This window comes from Bacillus sp. AFS017336, from assembly GCF_002555445.1.
Classification (GTDB): domain Bacteria; phylum Bacillota; class Bacilli; order Bacillales; family Bacillaceae_G; genus Gottfriedia.
Map to the genome: position 1 here is coordinate 69,870 of NZ_NUCO01000025.1, position 16,810 is coordinate 86,679.

At 34.4% G+C, this 16,810-nt stretch carries 12 protein-coding genes and 1 riboswitch; of the genes, 10 read left to right on the forward strand and 2 right to left on the reverse strand.

Going from position 1 to position 16,810, the window contains the following annotated elements:
- Window positions 1-78 precede the first annotated feature (78 nt).
- The 4 genes from helD (at window position 79) to CN601_RS16010 (ending at window position 6,419) form a co-directional block, all read left to right on the forward strand.
- Window positions 79-2,430 (forward strand): RNA polymerase recycling motor HelD, encoded by a 2,352-nt coding sequence (helD, locus tag CN601_RS15995; protein WP_098171615.1) that lies wholly within the window; start codon window positions 79-81, stop codon window positions 2,428-2,430.
- Window positions 2,431-2,770: 340 nt separating this feature from the next.
- Complete coding sequence (locus CN601_RS16000; RefSeq protein ID WP_098171616.1) at window positions 2,771-3,802, forward strand: ATP-binding cassette domain-containing protein; 1,032 nt, start codon at window positions 2,771-2,773, stop codon at window positions 3,800-3,802.
- Window positions 3,799-4,602, forward strand: coding sequence for an ABC transporter permease (locus CN601_RS16005; RefSeq protein ID WP_098171617.1), 804 nt, complete (start codon window positions 3,799-3,801; stop codon window positions 4,600-4,602). Before CN601_RS16000 ends, CN601_RS16005 begins: the two co-directional genes overlap by 4 nt.
- 208 nt (window positions 4,603-4,810) lie before the next feature.
- A riboswitch (purine riboswitch) is annotated at window positions 4,811-4,914 on the forward strand.
- A gap of 209 nt (window positions 4,915-5,123) precedes the next feature.
- Window positions 5,124-6,419 (forward strand): nucleobase:cation symporter-2 family protein, encoded by a 1,296-nt coding sequence (locus CN601_RS16010; RefSeq protein WP_098119047.1) that lies wholly within the window; start codon window positions 5,124-5,126, stop codon window positions 6,417-6,419.
- A gap of 145 nt (window positions 6,420-6,564) precedes the next feature.
- On the opposite strand, the gene CN601_RS16015 is transcribed toward CN601_RS16010, so the two are convergent.
- Entirely contained in the window at window positions 6,565-7,866 is a 1,302-nt protein-coding gene (locus tag CN601_RS16015) for an O-antigen ligase family protein (RefSeq protein ID WP_098171618.1), read from the reverse strand.
- Between the two features lie 429 nt (window positions 7,867-8,295).
- Between CN601_RS16015 and murQ the strand changes: the two genes are divergently transcribed.
- Window positions 8,296-9,186 (forward strand): N-acetylmuramic acid 6-phosphate etherase, encoded by an 891-nt coding sequence (murQ, locus tag CN601_RS16020; RefSeq protein ID WP_098171619.1) that lies wholly within the window; start codon window positions 8,296-8,298, stop codon window positions 9,184-9,186.
- Between the two features lie 20 nt (window positions 9,187-9,206).
- Window positions 9,207-10,622: a PTS transporter subunit EIIC gene (locus CN601_RS16025; RefSeq protein ID WP_098171620.1), complete on the forward strand. Its 1,416-nt coding sequence runs from the start codon at window positions 9,207-9,209 to the stop codon at window positions 10,620-10,622.
- Window positions 10,623-10,679: 57 nt separating this feature from the next.
- On the opposite strand, the gene CN601_RS16030 is transcribed toward CN601_RS16025, so the two are convergent.
- Window positions 10,680-11,591: a Gfo/Idh/MocA family protein gene (locus tag CN601_RS16030; RefSeq protein ID WP_098171621.1), complete on the reverse strand. Its 912-nt coding sequence runs from the start codon at window positions 11,589-11,591 to the stop codon at window positions 10,680-10,682.
- A gap of 420 nt (window positions 11,592-12,011) precedes the next feature.
- Between CN601_RS16030 and CN601_RS16035 the strand changes: the two genes are divergently transcribed.
- From CN601_RS16035 to CN601_RS16050, 4 genes are all read left to right on the forward strand, one after another.
- A complete protein-coding gene (locus tag CN601_RS16035; protein WP_257131723.1) occupies window positions 12,012-13,631 on the forward strand; it encodes a sensor histidine kinase in 1,620 nt (539 codons plus the stop codon).
- A 2-nt stretch (window positions 13,632-13,633) separates the two neighbouring features.
- Window positions 13,634-14,428 (forward strand): response regulator transcription factor, encoded by a 795-nt coding sequence (locus CN601_RS16040; RefSeq protein WP_098171622.1) that lies wholly within the window; start codon window positions 13,634-13,636, stop codon window positions 14,426-14,428.
- A 92-nt stretch (window positions 14,429-14,520) separates the two neighbouring features.
- Window positions 14,521-15,828 (forward strand): extracellular solute-binding protein, encoded by a 1,308-nt coding sequence (locus CN601_RS16045; protein ID WP_098119041.1) that lies wholly within the window; start codon window positions 14,521-14,523, stop codon window positions 15,826-15,828.
- A gap of 85 nt (window positions 15,829-15,913) precedes the next feature.
- Window positions 15,914-16,789, forward strand: coding sequence for a carbohydrate ABC transporter permease (locus CN601_RS16050; RefSeq protein WP_098171623.1), 876 nt, complete (start codon window positions 15,914-15,916; stop codon window positions 16,787-16,789).
- Window positions 16,790-16,810: the final 21 nt, after the last annotated feature.

Here is a 16,810-nt window from a genome sequence, read left to right on the forward strand (position 1 = left end):
ATTTTCCCTATCTTAATTTTACTATACAAATCCTCTTAAGTCAACCCCCATTTTTATCTTTTAAAAGGAGTGTATGATATGAATACCGAACTTCAAAAAGAACAAGAAAGAGTAAATGATGTATTAGAAGTTATTACTGATCGAATCAGCAGTGTAACAGACGAAACAACTCAACGTAAAAACGAAGTAATTAACGTTCGTAAAAACTTTTGGGATGAAGTTAAAATTAATACAGATAGTTTTGATGACTATCTAGAAACAATTATTAGTTTAAGACAACAGGCGCAATACTTAGCAATAGGTCAAATAAACCATAAGCAAGCTTCCAATCGCTTATCTGCTCTACGCCGAATGAAAGACGTACCGTACTTCGGTCGAATTGATTTCAAAGAAGATGGTGTTCCTGAAACGGAAAAAGTTTATGTCGGCGTTTCAACCTTAATGGATGATACTGGAGAAAATATTTTAATTTATGATTGGAGAGCACCAGTTTCGAGTGTTTATTATGATTATCCACCAGGTCCGGCTGAATATGATACACCGGGTGGTAAAATAAGTGGCGTATTAGACCAAAAATGGCAGTACATTATTCGTAATGGTGTCATTGAATCAATGTTTGATACTAGCCTTACAATAGGGGACGAAATTTTGCAGCATGTGCTTGGCAAAGGAACAAACAAGCATATGAGAAGTATAGTAGCCAGTATTCAAAAAGAGCAAAATCAGATTATACGTTATGACAAAGGTCGATTGCTAATTGTTCAAGGTGCAGCGGGCAGTGGAAAGACATCTGCAGCTTTACAGAGGATTGCTTATTTACTTTATAAATATAGAAATTGGATAAAGGCCGATCAAATAATTTTATTTTCACCTAATGCAATGTTTAATAATTATGTATCAAGAGTTTTGCCAGAACTAGGCGAAGAAAATATGCAACAAGTCACATTCCAAGAATACTTAGTGCATAGGCTTAGCGATGCTTTCCAAGTTGAGGATAATTATGAACAATTAGAATACGTTTTAACAGCTATGGATGATCCTTCTTATAAGACAAGAACTGCGAGTATCCGATTTAAAGCTTCAACTCATTTTTTCGAGACTATTAAAGCATATAGGCAATCTTTAGAATCGTCTGGAATGGTTTTTCGAGGGTTTAAATTCAGAGGAAAATCAATCGTTACAGCTAAGCAAATTTCTGAAAGATTTTATAGCACCGATACGACTTTTAAATTTAACAACAGACTTGAGAAATTAACTGAATGGTTGAACAAAATAATAAATGATACAGAAAAAGCTGAATTGAAAAAAACATGGGTACAAGATGAAATTGAATTGCTTAGTAAAGATGATTATCAAAAAGCATATAAATTTTTACAGAAAAAGCGTGGCTCCACAGAGGACTCATTTGATGATTATGAACAAGAAACTAGGATCTTAAGTAAAATGATTGTACGTAAAAAGCTAAAGCCACTTCGTGAGTGGGTTAAAGCATTACGTTTCATTGACATAAAGGGAGTTTATAAACAGTTATTTTCTGAACCAGCTCAAATTGAGCAATGGATTAAAGGGGATACGCCAAAAGAGTGGGAAGATATTTGTCAGTTAACATTAAAGATGTTAGATGAAGGTAAATTGCTTTATGAAGATGCTACACCGTATTTACTTTTGAAAGAATTGATTCAAGGTTTTCAATCGAATGTTTCAATTAAATTTGTGCTTGTAGATGAAGCGCAAGATTATTCTCCGTTTCAATTCGAGTTTTTGAAGCGCTTGTTCCCAGCAGCAAAAATGACAGTACTTGGTGACTTCAATCAAGCTATTTTTGCACATGCCAGCGAAATGGGAGATTTCAATGTGCTGAAAGATTTATACGGGCCGGATGAAACGAATGTCATAAATCTGACTCGTAGTTATAGATCAACCGAACCGATTGTAGAGTTTACTCGAAAACTCATACCAGCAGGAAATCTAATTAATGCATTTGAACGTTCTGGTGAAAAGCCAGTATTAACACAGCTATCAAATCGAGAGGATCTGCACAGTCAAATTGCTTCTAAAATTGAGGAATTAAATAACAGTGACTTTAATACAATCGCAGTTATTTGTAAATCGACTGAAGAAAGCATAGATGCATATGAAGCGTTAAAAGAAATAGAAGGAATTAAGCTTGTGAAGAGAAACTCAGTTGAATATGAACAAGGTGTAGTCATTATTCCTGCATATTTGGCAAAAGGAATTGAATTCGATGCCGTTATAATATATGATGCATCGGCTCAAGTTTATGGAGATGAGAGTCTGAGAAGATTATTCTACACTGCATGTACAAGAGCAATGCATCAATTACATTTATATAGCTTAGGTGAAGCGACCACTTTTTTAAGTGGGGTTTCTTCTGATTTACTACTAAATCAAACGATTGTGCATGATTAACTAAAATAGGGCTACCCCATCAGTCAGGCTATTTGACAGATGGGCGCTCCTTTTTTAATTGAACAGTTATACCCCTAAATCTCATCCTTATTTTCAATTGTCCTACACATACTCGGCAGCCCAGCTAAAGACCCACCACTAAAATTTTTTACTTTTAATTGAATCGATTTTAAATCGACTCTATTTTTAGGACTTCTTTATTAAAATTCAAAAACACTCTTAAAGAAACTTTTACATTATAGTTCATACTTAATTCACAATTTATGGATATATTCATTGTGTAATCAGTCAAAAACAATCAAAAAATCGTAAAGTAAGAATTTGAAAAGGAGGAACTACATTGGAATTTATAAACAAAAAAATAATTACCCCAAATAATGGAGATTTGGCAGTAGAAGCACGCGGATTAGTTAAAACATTTGGTGAAAATCGTGCAGTCGACGGAGTAGATTTAAATGTTCGTGCAGGTAGTATTTATGGTGTATTAGGACCAAATGGAGCAGGGAAAACAACAACTATTAGAATGCTAGCTACGTTACTTCGACAGGACGCAGGTACTGCACAAATATTTGGATATGATGTATTAAAAGAGGCTCAAATTGTACGTCAATTAATTGGAGTCACTGGTCAGTATGCATCAGTTGATGAGTCTTTAAGTGCAACGGAGAATCTTATTATTTTCTCAAGATTATTAGGCTTAGGAAGAGCGGAGGCACGTAAGAAAGCAGCTGATTTATTAGAGGAGTTTGATTTAACGGAAGCTGCAAAACGTCCACTGAAAAATTTCTCAGGCGGGATGCGCCGTAGACTAGACTTGGCGGCAAGTTTAATTGCTCAGCCACCACTTATCTTCTTAGATGAACCAACAACTGGATTGGATCCTCGTACACGTAATCAAATGTGGGACACAATTCGTCGTTTAGTGAAAAGCGGTTCAACGGTGTTACTTACTACACAGTACCTTCAAGAGGCGGATGAACTAGCAGATCGAGTTGCTGTTATTGACCGTGGTCATGTAGTAGCAGAAGGTACCGTGGATGAATTGAAAGCTTCAGTTGGAACTTCTTCATTGCAATTAAAAATCCAAGATGTTAGGGATATTCAAGAAGCACGTCAAACTGTAGAGCGGGTACTAAAAGTAAAGTCGAATGTAAAACCAGAAGAAGGAAAGCTTACGGCTCCTATGGCGGACGCTGACCTAGTAACTGATCTACTAATTGCTTTACGTGATGCCGGTATCCAATTAGTAGAAATGAGCGTACAAAAGCCTACGCTTGATGAAGTATTCCTTACTATTACTGGAAATGGATTAGAAAATGATGGTTCAAAGGAGTTTGATAAATCAAAGGAAATGGAGGGAGTTAGAGCATGAGTACTTCAACTGCGTATCGTGAGCTAAAAAATAGAACGAGTTTCAAGCAAACTGTAAAAAATTCGTTTACAATGGCCTATCGTGGAGTTCTAAAGATAAAGCGTACACCTGAACAACTGTTTGATGTTACACTACAACCAATTATTTTCACACTGATGTTTACTTATATATTTGGCGGAGCAATCTCAGGAGATGTTAAGAGCTACTTGCCAGTAATCATACCAGGGATTTTAGTGCAGACTGTAATTACTACATCAATCGTTACGGGTGTACAATTGCGGGAAGATATGGACAAAGGCGTATTCGACCGATTTAAGTCACTTCCAATAGCACGTATTGCCCCACTAGCAGGAGCACTATTAGCAGATACTATTCGTTATACGATTGCAACTGTACTTACTTTTAGTATGGGATATATTATGGGCTATCGTCCAGAAGGCGGATTAGGTTACGTAGCATTAGCCGGACTTCTTGTCATTGTATGCTCTTGGGCAATTAGCTGGATTTTTGCCTTTTTTGGAGTAATTGCACGTACGGCTTCAAGTGTACAAGGGATATCAATGCTTGCACTATTCCCATTAACTTTCCTTTCAAATGCTTTTGTACCAGTAGATACAATGCCAAATTGGCTTCAGTGGTTTGTAAAAATAAACCCAGTTTCTCATCTAATAACTTCAGTAAGAAATCTTACGAACGCAGGAACTGCTGGATCAGATTTAGTGATTTCTCTGATTGGTGCTGCTGTAATCGTAGCAATATTTGCACCGTTAACTGTAAAAGCATATATGCGTAGAACATAAGAGAAGGTGTTCCGATTAGGTGTTTCCAAATGGAACACCTCTTTTTGTATAGTAAGAAAGTAAAAATTGGTAGCAGTGAAGAAAAATCGACTTAGATTCCAAATTTAGGTATAAGTGTAATTGCTTATCTGACTAAGGTTTGTTAAACATCGAGTTTTCTTTATCATTTCTACTTGAAAATATTGAAAAGCTTGTGTAACATAATTTAGGTACAAATAGATAAATAACTCATATAATCATGGGGATATGGCCCATAAGTTTCTACCGGACGACCACTATAATCGACCGACTATGAGTGAAAGCACATCTAGGGTTCCGCATACTTGTCTATGACATATGGCTGGTCCGAGCGATGTGGGCACATTAGTGCTACACCATTAGGGATAAAAACCCAGAAGGACAGGTTTCACTTGAGAGAAACAGACTCAAGTGGAGCCTGTCTTTTTTTGTTTTATAAAAGAGTAAGAGTTGTACGCCAATAAATATAAATAGGTTTAGCAAGGAAAAGGGAGAGAATCAGATTGTTAAGTAAACAAAAAGCATTTACATTAGGTTTTCAGCACGTAATGGCCATGTACGCAGGTGCAGTCGTTGTACCGCTTATTATTGGTGGAGCACTTAAACTGAGCCCTGCTCAGATTGCTTATCTGATTGCAGCCGATTTATTTACTTGCGGAATCGCAACAATCCTACAAAGTATGGGGACAAAATACTTTGGTAGCAAATTACCAGTTGTTTTAGGTTGTACCTTTACTGCAGTAGGACCAATTATAGCTATTGCATCTACTTCAAACTTACCAACAGCTTATGGGGCAATTATTATTTCTGGGATATTTGTTATAGTAGCTGCGCCCTTTTACGGAAAGCTTTTAAAGTTTTTCCCTACAATTGTAACAGGATCAGTTGTAACGATTATTGGACTTTCTCTTATACCAGTAGCTATGAATAATGCAGCGGGCGGTCAAGGAAGTGCAGACTTTGGTCAAAAACACAATTTATTATTAGCACTTCTTACACTTGTAGTCATTTTAGTCATTAATCGATGGGCTAAAGGATTTTTACGCACAATTTCAGTACTTGTTGGTTTAGTAGTTGGAACAATCGCAGGATACGCAATGGGGATTGTTCATTTTTCGAGCGTATCGGAGGCATCATGGTTTAGTATTGCTCAGCCATTTTACTTTGGAGCTCCAAAAATCAGTTTTACAGCCGTTATTACAATGATTATTGTGTGCATTGTTAGTATGGTGGAATCGACTGGAGTATATCTTGCAGTTGGGAAAGCGACTAACCAAAAAGTAAAACAGGATCAGATCGTAAATGGCTTACGCTCAGAAGGACTTGCGATTATGCTCGGTGGAATTTTTAATGCATTTCCATACACGGCTTTTTCTCAAAACGTTGGCCTAATCTCACTTACAAAAGTTAAGTCTCGCGAAGTGATCTACGCCGCGGGAAGTATCATGGTAATTTTAGGATTATTACCTAAACTAGCAGCATTAACGACAGTTATTCCAAATGCCGTTCTTGGTGGAGCAATGATTGTTATGTTTGGTTCTGTAGCAGCTGCTGGAATATCAATTCTTTCAGAAGTTGATCTAGGAAAAGGCGATAACTTACTAATCGCAGCTTGTAGCATAGCAGTTGGATTAGGTTCGGCAACGCTACCTCAAATGTTTGATCAACTACCGGACTTCTTAAAAATGTTAATGCAAAACGGCATCGTAACCGGTTCATTAACGGCAATTATTTTAAATCTATTCTTAACAAAACGAGATATAGTAGTAGAAGTGCAAGCTACGAAAAAAATATCATAATTCATCTAAAAAGACCCCTAAACTAAACAGTTTTGGGTCAGTCTGAAAATCAAATTTTGTGGACGATGTCTATACTACTAAGACCCCAAACGAAACAAGTTTGGGGTCTTTTGAACTTTCATTTCAATTAAATCATCATTATTTCTTATAAATTATTATATTTATTGCTAATAATTTTTGATTTTAAATAATGAAATATCGTGTAAGAACTGACGACGATCCTAGCTGTGCTACCGTAAATACTTCTATGGAGTGACGAAATTTCTATATTATATTGAATCCGTTTTGAATAATGATCCCAGCATCCGAGGAAGACGACCGTTAAAAAGCCAATTTGTGGAGAGAATATTGGCTCATCAAAAATCCCCGTAAACAAAATAATGGGCAATCCAAGTATAAAGCTGTTCACTAAACTCTTCTTATTAAGTTTAAAAAAGAATAAATGAATGCATTTTGCAATATTTACACTAGCAAGTATTAGGAAAGCTAGCCCACCTAATGTTCCATATTCTGCAAACATACCAAGTAATATATTATGGGCATGTGGTGTGTATTGATTATATTGCATGAAATATTCTTGACCAAAGCCGATTGGCGTCACACCAAAGAATGGGTGGTTTTCCCAAATACTATATGAGTTTTTCCAAATATCTACTCTTTTTTGGCTCGCCTGAATAACAGAATCTGCTCTTGGCATTATATAAATCAAAAATTTATAAAAGATAAGGCCAATGAAAGAGCAAGTAAAGAAAAGTACTCGATTTAGTCTGAAGATAAATAGCAAGTAAATTGAAATCATCGTTGCAAATCCGGCTCTAGAGCCAGTTAGAAAAACTCCGTAACTAAGTAAGAGCTGAATTGGAAGTTGCCAAGCTAAACAATTGTAATGTTTCTTTCGAATGCTAGCGAGTAAGCTACCGAATAGAAAAGAAATAGCAATTAATAAAATATACACATTAAAATTTGGATTGTAAGCACAACCAATCAGACGGTTAAAATGTATTGGTCTAGCATCCCAAAATAATACAGTACCTAATAAATAGTCAATGGCCTTAGGAAATACTAACCATTTGGATATCCATCCTATTACACAACTATAAACGCCCCCGAAGATTATGATTAAACGAAACCTTTGAAATAATTGACTTCTTTCCGACCCTAAAATCCTACAATATAAGCCCCAGTAGCCAAGAATTAGGATACTGACTAGTAAATATAAACCATTTCTACCTAAAAGAGCAGCACCAAGTGTAGAAATAAGAAGGCATAAGAAAAAATACGAACTAATTGAATAAATGAAACGCTTATTAATAAACCAATGAGTATAAAGTGTTTGTAGCCCAATCACCAGTAGTAACAACATACCTAATGGAGGTAAGAGAAAACAAAAAAGTATGCTTTTCTCTAATATAGACAAACTTTTGTAAACATGTATAAACTTTTTCATTGTGTACCTCTTTTGTTAAGTGACATAAATATCCTTAATCATTGGGAGGATGATGTTTTTTAGCGGCTTGTTTTTATTTGTGGAGTGAATGTATTTATAAATTGGATGTGATTAAAATTACAATCATATTTAAAATACTTAGGTTTAAAATACCACATTAGTTTATTAATTATGTTTTGAAAATGTAAATTGAATTTAAACTTTTATGTTCAGCCTAATAAATGTAAAACGATTAAATTTATGCATCTTTTTAATAAAAATTAACAGAATAAATTTTGGTAAATGTGTATTTTATGTTAACAAAACGTGAACATAAAATAAGAAAATTTTCCCTTATAAATATTTAATGTTGAAATTTTATTTCAAAGATAGTTATAATAAGTATGAAATTAAATTTACTTTCAAATAATTACTTGAGGTGAAATACACATGCTTGAGAATTTAACAACTGAATCAAGAAATGAAAAAACAATGAATTTAGATGAAATGTCTATAGAAGAATTTTTAACAGTAATGAACGAAGAAGATGCAAAAGTTGCCGCTGCTGTTCGAAATGAAATTCCTAATATCTCAAAAGCTGTTGAAAAAATTGTAACGGCTTTCAAGAGTGGTGGTCGTTTAATTTATATTGGTGCAGGTACAAGTGGCCGTATCGGATTATTAGACGCGGTAGAGTGCCCTCCTACATTTGGAACAAGTCCAGAAGAGGTAGTTGGATTGATTGCAGGTGGAGAAAAAGCTTTTATAAAAGCCGTTGAAGGTGCTGAGGATAGCGAAGAACTTGCCATCCAAGATTTAAAGGATATTAAGCTAAGTAAAAATGACATAGTCGTAGGAATTGCAGCAAGTGGTCGTACACCTTACGTGATCGGAGGTTTAAAATACGCTAAAGAAATTGGTGCAGCTACTGTGGCAGTTAGCTGTAATAAAGATTCAAAGATTGGTCAAGAAGCAGAAACTGCAATTGAAGTAGTGAATGGACCTGAAGTATTAACTGGTTCAACAAGATTAAAAGCAGGTACTTCTCAAAAGTTAATTTGCAACATGTTATCGACAGCATCAATGGTTGGTATTGGAAAAGTATACGGTAATTTAATGGTAGATGTTCAATCTACAAATGAGAAGCTGGTTGAGCGTTCAAAACGAATTGTAATGGAAGCAACATCTTGTACGTATGAAATTGCCGAAGAATTTTTAACGAACTCAAATCAAAGTCCTAAAGTAGCAATTGTAATGATTCTTACTGGATTCACTTATGAACAAGCAATTGAACAATTGAAAAAGTCAGAAGGATTTGTCCGAAAAGCGATACAAAAATAAATCTTTTGGGGGATAAAAAGATGGATAAATATCAAAGAATGGCTTCTGAAATAGCAGACGCTATTGGTGGTACTGATAATGTAGTTTCGTATACGAACTGTATGACAAGACTTCGTGTCAATGTTGCAGATCGTAGTTTGATCAATGAAGAACAAGTTAAAAAGATTAACGGAGTTCTAGGAACTGTTGATGATGAGACTTATCAAATCATTTTAGGACCTGGTACGGTAACAAAAGTAGCTGAACAGTTTGGTCTTTTAGACAACAATTCAACAGGAAAGACTAAAGCTACTTCATCAGAAGCCTTAAAAGATAAGGGCTCAGATATGAAAGCCGATATAAAAAAGAAAAATAACACTCCATTTAAAAATTTCTTACGTAAAGTCGGTAATATCTTTATTCCACTAATCCCAGCATTCGTTGGGGCAGGTTTAATTGCAGGTATTGCATCGATTTTATCAAACAATATAACTGCACATAATTTGGATGCAGGAACTTGGTCACAATATGTAACAGTATTAAATGTAATTAAAAATGCAATTTTTTCATATTTAGTAATTTACGTAGGTATTAATGCTGCGAAGGAATTTGGAGCTACACCATCCCTTGGGGGAGTAATTGGTGGTGTAACACTTTTAACGGGTATGGTTCCTGAACAACCAATTAAAAACATCTTTAATGGTGATCCATTGGCTCCAGGTCAAGGTGGTATTATTGGTGTTTTACTAGCAGTGTATTTATTATCAGTTTTAGAAAAACAATTACGCAAAATTGTTCCAGACTCTTTAGATATTATCATTACACCTATGATTGCTTTACTAGTAGTAGGTTTGCTTACAATTTTCTTCATCATGCCATTTGCAGGATTTATTTCTGACAACTTAATTGGCGCAATTAACTGGATTATTGCAAAAGGCGGTATTTTTGCAGGATTTATACTAGGTATGGGATTCTTACCATTAGTAATGTTAGGCTTACATCAAGTTTTAACACCAATTCATATCGAGTTAATCAATACAACTGGTGCTACAGAATTATTACCAATACTTGCAATGGCAGGTGCTGGTCAAGTTGGAGCAGCTTTAGCACTATGGTTACGTTGTAAAAAGAATAAATCTTTATCAAATATGATTAAAGGTGCTCTTCCGGTAGGTATTTTAGGTATTGGTGAACCATTAATTTACGGTGTTACTCTACCTCTTGGTCGACCTTTTATTACTGCTTGTATCGGTGGTGGTATTGGCGGAGCTGTAATTGGAATGTTTGGTAACGTTGGAGCAATTGCAATTGGTCCTTCAGGTGTGGCATTAGTTCCACTAATTGCACACGGAATGTGGCTTAAATATTTAATTGGATTACTTGCAGGTTACGCAGGTGGATTCGTCCTTACGTATTTATTTGGAACTCCAAAAGACGCAATGGCTGAACAAGAATAAATAACATAAATATAACCCGAATAACTAGACATAAAGTCTATTATTCGGGTTTTTTATTTAGTTTATATTGGAATCGATATACTGAACGATTTTTTCGCAAATTTCATGAGTGATTAAGGAATCGTCTATTGAAGGATCTGGTGTTTTATTCTGTACTATACAGTCAAGAAAGTGATCTACGATTTGATAAAAACCGCGCTTAAATAGAGTTGGTTCCCAATCACCAAATTTAGTAAAACTAATTTCTCCATTATGATAATGAGTAGTTTCGACTAAACCACTTACAACAAATTTACTTTCAGGTGTCATATATTCAATAATTTCTTCCGTGACACCATTGTTCCTGTTCATTATTCCAATAGCTGTGCAACCATCACCAATTAGCTGGATGACTAGATGTTCAAGTAAGCCATCTTTTTTTAAGAAGTTTATGTTTAAATCAACCACTTTAGTCGACATTAAGAACCTTAGCGTATCTATCACATGAATAAAATCTTCTACAACAAACCTCCTAGAATAGCCAGGAAAGTTAAATCTATTTTTTTGCATGATAATTAAGTTGGCTTTTCCATGTAAAGTGAGCTCTTTTACTCTAGGGATAAAACGTCTATTAAATCCAACCATAGCTATTTTTCCACTTTCTTCAGCTAACCTTACAATTTCTTTTGTTTCATGAAAATTTACCGATATAGGTTTATCAATATAGACATTAATGCCATTTAATAATAATTTTTTAGTTACTTCGAAATGGGCATCAGTGGCCGTACTTACGAATGCCGCATCAATATTCTTCTTTAGTAGTTCTTCAACTGAATTAGCGGTTTCTGCAATTCGATATTTTTTGGATAGACTGTCTAATGTTTCTTGATTTCTCGTACAAAGCACTAATTCTATATTTTCTTTCTCTGAAAGAACAGGTAAATAAGCTTTTTTAGCGATATCACCTAAACCGATTATGCCGATTCTCATATAAAAACACCTCATTGCATTTTATAAATTGAAAAATAATAGTCCATAAAATAGATATATGTATGTAATTTTACTAAAAAATAGGTAAATCTGTTAAGTATTGTACTATATTAAATTTTTTTGAAAAGTTTTCTAAAAACTATTTATTTACTGCAGCTTTTCTCTTAATACCTACTGCGCTCGTTTTTTACAATATAGGCGTTTTTAATATTCAGACTAATACTAAATATAGTATGATAACTTTAAGGAAAGCCCTTACAACAATTTATTACTGAAAAGGTGATTACAATCGTCAACATTAGACTACGGTTGAAAAAACTAAATACTTTACGCAATCAAATATTGGCCGTTTTCTTGATTGTTATGATGATTGTTTTATCCATTGTATCAATTATGGTGTATAACCAAGTTGGAACTTTGATGAAAGATACAACAAAGAAACAAATCAAAGAAACGGCTGTTGAAGCAAACGGAAGAATGGAAACCTTGTATAAACAAATTGATACGTTATCAAATCAATTAATGACAAATGAGACAGTTCAACAAATATTACTCGGCTTGAAGAATGGAGAGAGTGTTGATTTTAATAAAAGACAGTCATTAATTAGAGTAATAAATAACTCTTTAGCTTACTCAAATGGGATCTCCTCATTTGAGTTATATTCTTCAGAGGGAAAACGTATTTATCCTTTTGGCGAAAAGGACATATCTAGTGTGATTGATGAAAAGTGGGTAAAAGAAGCGGAAGCAGAAAAAGGAAGATTGGTGTGGGTAGGTAAAGATCCTAAAAATAGTAATTACTCTTATGCGATTAGAAGGGTTAGCTTAATGGATCGATGGTTTTCAAATGGCGGCTATTTAGTGGTTAGGATATTAAATAGTTATTTTCAAGTTGAAGAAAGCAATTTAGCTCCTGGAGAGAAGGATTATATGATGCTTCTTGATAGGGATTTAACACCAATAACAGACAATTACGGTATTAATATTCAAAAGTTTTTACTAGACGGATATGAAACGATAGAAGTAAATAAAAAGCAATATATGATTGTTAAACAGCCATCTACAAAAACGGGCTGGACACTTGTCATCTTAAAGCCTACAAGCTTTTTAAATGAACGGGTAACGCCAGTAAGAAAAGCCACTCTTTTCTCTGGAGCCATTGGATTCATTATCTTTGTAGTATCTTCAATTATACTAGCGACAATGATCACTAGACCGATTAAAAAGCTGACAAATACAATGAAAAATGCAAAGATGGACGAGCTAAAAATTAACAAGGAAAGTCCAGCTTCATTAGAAATTATTGAGTTAAATAGGACTTATAACCAAATGGTTGAAAATACGAATCATTTAATTCAAGTCGTTTATGAAAAAGAATTACTTCGTAGCCAAACTGAGTTGAAAGCTTTGCAGGCTCAAATAGATCCACATTTTCTTTATAATACGTTAAATGCGCTTTATTGGTCTTTGGACGAAAAGGGTGAGGATGATTTAGCGGAAATAGTCATCGCAATGTCAGGGCTATTCCGCTATACAATTGGAAATGAGAATAGTAGCGAATGGGTGACGATTCAAGCTGCCTTAGAACAAATTGAACGTTATTTACAAATCATGAAAATGAGATTAGGAGAACGATTATCGTGGGAGATTTCAGTTGAGCCTGATCTATTAAACATTAATATACCGAAGCTCCTAATTCAGCCATTAGTTGAAAATGCAATTATGCACGGAATAGAAAGTAATCGAGAACAGGGGATTATTTTAGTAGGGATTAAAAAGATAAATCATTCAGCTAATATTTTAGTCACTGTGAAGGATAATGGTCCAGGAATTGATAAGGAGACACTAAGTGACCTTAATTTAGCAATTAAAAACAATAATGTGTCATCCTTTAAAGGCATGGGAATGGCGCTCACTAATATTAATAAAAGAATTAAATTATATTACGAGGGGTATGAATTAAACGGTCTTCGTTTAGAAAGCGAGATCGGCAAAGGTACAACTGTATTATTCGAGGTTCCAGACAAAGGTGGGGAATAATAGTGGATGCAAAAACAATACTAATTGTCGATGATGAACAAACAACAAGGCAAGGTCTGAAAAAAACACTAGAGAAATGGTCAAATGGAAGGTTTGAAATTCTTAGTGCCGCTAATGGTCAAGAGACATTTGAACAAATGAGCAAGACAAAAATTCATCTACTAGTCACAGATATTTGTATGCCTGAGATGAATGGGTTAGATCTATTAAAAAGTCTTAAGGATAAAGGGTATAAATTTGTTTCTATTATTATTTCAGGTCACCCGGATTTTGAATATGCCCAGGAGGCAATCCGACTAGGGGTTGTAAACTATTTACTAAAACCGGTAAGTAAACAAAAGTTAATTGAGGCTATTGAACAAGCGCTAGAAAAAGAAGCGAGTATTGAACGCATTGAATATATAGAAAAAGTCGCTGATAAAAAATTATTAAAAGTAGAGCAAGTGAGTAGCCAGTCTAATACGATTAAGGAAGCAAAAAAATTTATTAATAAAAATATAAGCAACCAGATTTCATTAAAAGAAGTCGCAGAAGCAGTGCATTTAAACGCAAGTTATTTTAGTGTGTTGTTTAAAGAGCAAGTTGGATTGACGTTTAGTGAGTATTTGACTCGAAAGCGACTACAAATTGCAAAAAATCGTCTGCTGACGACAGATTTACAAATTGAAGAAATTGCCCTAGAAGTGGGCTATCAGACAGCTAAATATTTCATCAAAATCTTTAAGGATTACGAGGGAATAACGCCTAGTAAATATAGAAAAGTCTCTGAACTTGATGAATCTTTAATCCAAAAATAGTGGAATTTTATCCAATCGTGGTTACCTTACCGCGATTTTTTTTTAATGCTAGAATTTATTTGTAAGGAAAATTCAAAAAATGGAGGTTTGACATGTTTAAGAAAGCGTATTCATTAATGTTAGCACTAGTTCTTATATTGATGGTTGCTTTAACTGGTTGTGGTAGTTCTGATAATGCCTCTACTGAAAGCGGTTCCAAAAAAGTAATTAAGTTTATGCATCTTTGGCCAGCTGGAAGTTCTAAGCAACAAAACCTAATTGTTTCAGACATTATTAAACAATACGAAGCCGAACACAAGGATGTAAAAATTGAAGTAGAAGTTCTTGAAAATGAGCAATACAAAAACAAGATTAAAGTTCTTTCTTCCTCTAATGAATTACCTGATGTTGGATTTACTTGGGCAGCAGGATATATGACTCCATTCGTAAAAGGTGGACTTTTCGCAGATTTAGATGACGTGTTAAATAGCGGATTAAAAGATTCTTTCGTATCTGGTACAACAGAAGCATATGCAATTGACGGTAAAACTTATGGTCTACCACTTGAATTAAACATTGCTCCAATTTATTACAATAAAGCAATCTTTAAAAAGTACAATCTTCAAGTACCACAAACATATAGCGAGTTCCAAAATGTTGTTAAAACATTAGCTGGAAAAGGTGTTGCTCCAATCGCATTAGGAAATAAGGATCGTTGGACAGGTTCACTTTGGTATATGTACTTAGCAGATCGAATTGGTGGATCTGAAGTATTAAACAAAGCAATTAATCGTACAGGAACATTTGAAGACCCTGCGCTTGTAACAGCAGCAAAAGAGGTTCAAAACTTAGTAAAAGAAAATGCATTTAATAAAGGATTTAATGGTTTATCTAATGATGAAGGAAAATCTGAATTCTTAAATGGAAATGCAGCAATGTATCTTATGGGAACATGGGAACTACCAAACTTTACAACGAACGAAGAAATTCCAAAAGATTTCCGTGACAATGTAGGCTTCTTTAAATTCCCTACATATGAAGGTGGAAAAGGAAATATTAATAGCTGGGTTGGTGGACCTGGAGTGGGACTATTTGTAGCAGAACATTCGAAGGTAAAAGCAGAAGCGAAAGACTTTGTTAAATTCTTTGTTCAAAAATGGGGAGAGCAATCCGTTGAAAAAGCAGGCGTAATTCCGGCAACAAAAGTTGATACTTCAAAAGTAAATTTACCACCATTATATATTGATGTATTAAATCAATTAAACCAAGCTAGTAACTTAACGCTATTTGCAGACGTACAAATGAGTGCATCTGTAGCTGAAACTCACTTAAATTTAATTCAGTCTTTATTTGGAAATGAAGTGAAACCAAAAGATTTTGCTAAACAACAAGAGCAAGCTTTAAAAGCAGAAGATAAGTAATTTCTGACTTTATGAAAAAGGGCATATAGGTTTTAATCTTATATGCCCTTTTATTACTAACTAAAGAGGAAGGAGTTGAAACGAAATGAATAAAACAATGTCGAATAAAAAAATAATTGCGCTGTATATTACACCAGCTCTTTTTCTAGTTCTTGCTTTGATTTACGTTCCGATTGTACAAACAGGATACTTTGGCTTAATGAAATGGAATGGAATCGGGGAAAAGGAATTCATAGGCTTAGAGAATTATTCCCACTTATTACATGATCCTCTATTTTGGAAAAGTGCTTTCCACTCCTTTTTATTAGCCGTATTTTCGGCAGTCAGTTTAATTGGTTACTTGTTCATCTCATTTATACTTGCTGGAAAAATTAAAGGTGCTGACCTTCTTAGAAAAATTTATCTAATACCAATGCTACTTGCCTCTGTTGCAATTGCACAGCTTTGGCTTAAAATTTATCACCCAACTAATGGGATATTAAATAGCATACTTGTTTCTCTTGGAGTTCATAATCCTCCTGCTTGGTTAGCAGAAACTAACCTAGCGTTATACGCGATTATTATTCCGATTATTTGGCAATATGCAGGTTTTTATATTTTGATTTACTATGCAGCTCTTAAAAATATTCCTGAATCTCTAATTGAAGCGGCAAGGATTGATGGGGCGACGCCATTACAAATTGCAATAAAAATAAAACTACCATTAATTATGAATGTTGTTAAAGTCACGATTGTTCTTGCGGTAGTTGGATCACTTAAGTATTTCGATTTGATTTATGTTATGACAGGCGGAGGACCAAATGGTTCTAGTGAAGTAATGGCTTCCTATATGTATCAAAAAGCTTTTAAAGGCTTTGACTTTGGATATGCAAGTGCAATTGGCTTTTTCTTATTAATTATTTGTTTAGTTGTTACTTGGATTATTCGAAAATTTCCTGAATCTAATAATGATATTTACTAAATAGAAAGGGGGATTATAGGT

What these genes read in the sequence shown, in the direction of transcription:
- helD (WP_098171615.1), top strand. Translation starts at nt 79, where the DNA reads ATGAATACCGAACTTCAAAAAGAACAAGAAAGAGTAAATGATGTATTA.
- CN601_RS16005 (WP_098171617.1), top strand. Translation starts at nt 3,799, where the DNA reads ATGAGTACTTCAACTGCGTATCGTGAGCTAAAAAATAGAACGAGTTTC.
- CN601_RS16015 (WP_098171618.1), bottom strand. Translation starts at nt 7,866, where the DNA reads ATGAAAAAGTTTATACATGTTTACAAAAGTTTGTCTATATTAGAGAAA.
- murQ (WP_098171619.1), top strand. Translation starts at nt 8,296, where the DNA reads ATGCTTGAGAATTTAACAACTGAATCAAGAAATGAAAAAACAATGAAT.
- CN601_RS16025 (WP_098171620.1), top strand. Translation starts at nt 9,207, where the DNA reads ATGGATAAATATCAAAGAATGGCTTCTGAAATAGCAGACGCTATTGGT.
- CN601_RS16030 (WP_098171621.1), bottom strand. Translation starts at nt 11,591, where the DNA reads ATGAGAATCGGCATAATCGGTTTAGGTGATATCGCTAAAAAAGCTTAT.
- CN601_RS16035 (WP_257131723.1), top strand. Translation starts at nt 12,012, where the DNA reads ATGAAAGATACAACAAAGAAACAAATCAAAGAAACGGCTGTTGAAGCA.
- CN601_RS16045 (WP_098119041.1), top strand. Translation starts at nt 14,521, where the DNA reads ATGTTTAAGAAAGCGTATTCATTAATGTTAGCACTAGTTCTTATATTG.
- CN601_RS16050 (WP_098171623.1), top strand. Translation starts at nt 15,914, where the DNA reads ATGAATAAAACAATGTCGAATAAAAAAATAATTGCGCTGTATATTACA.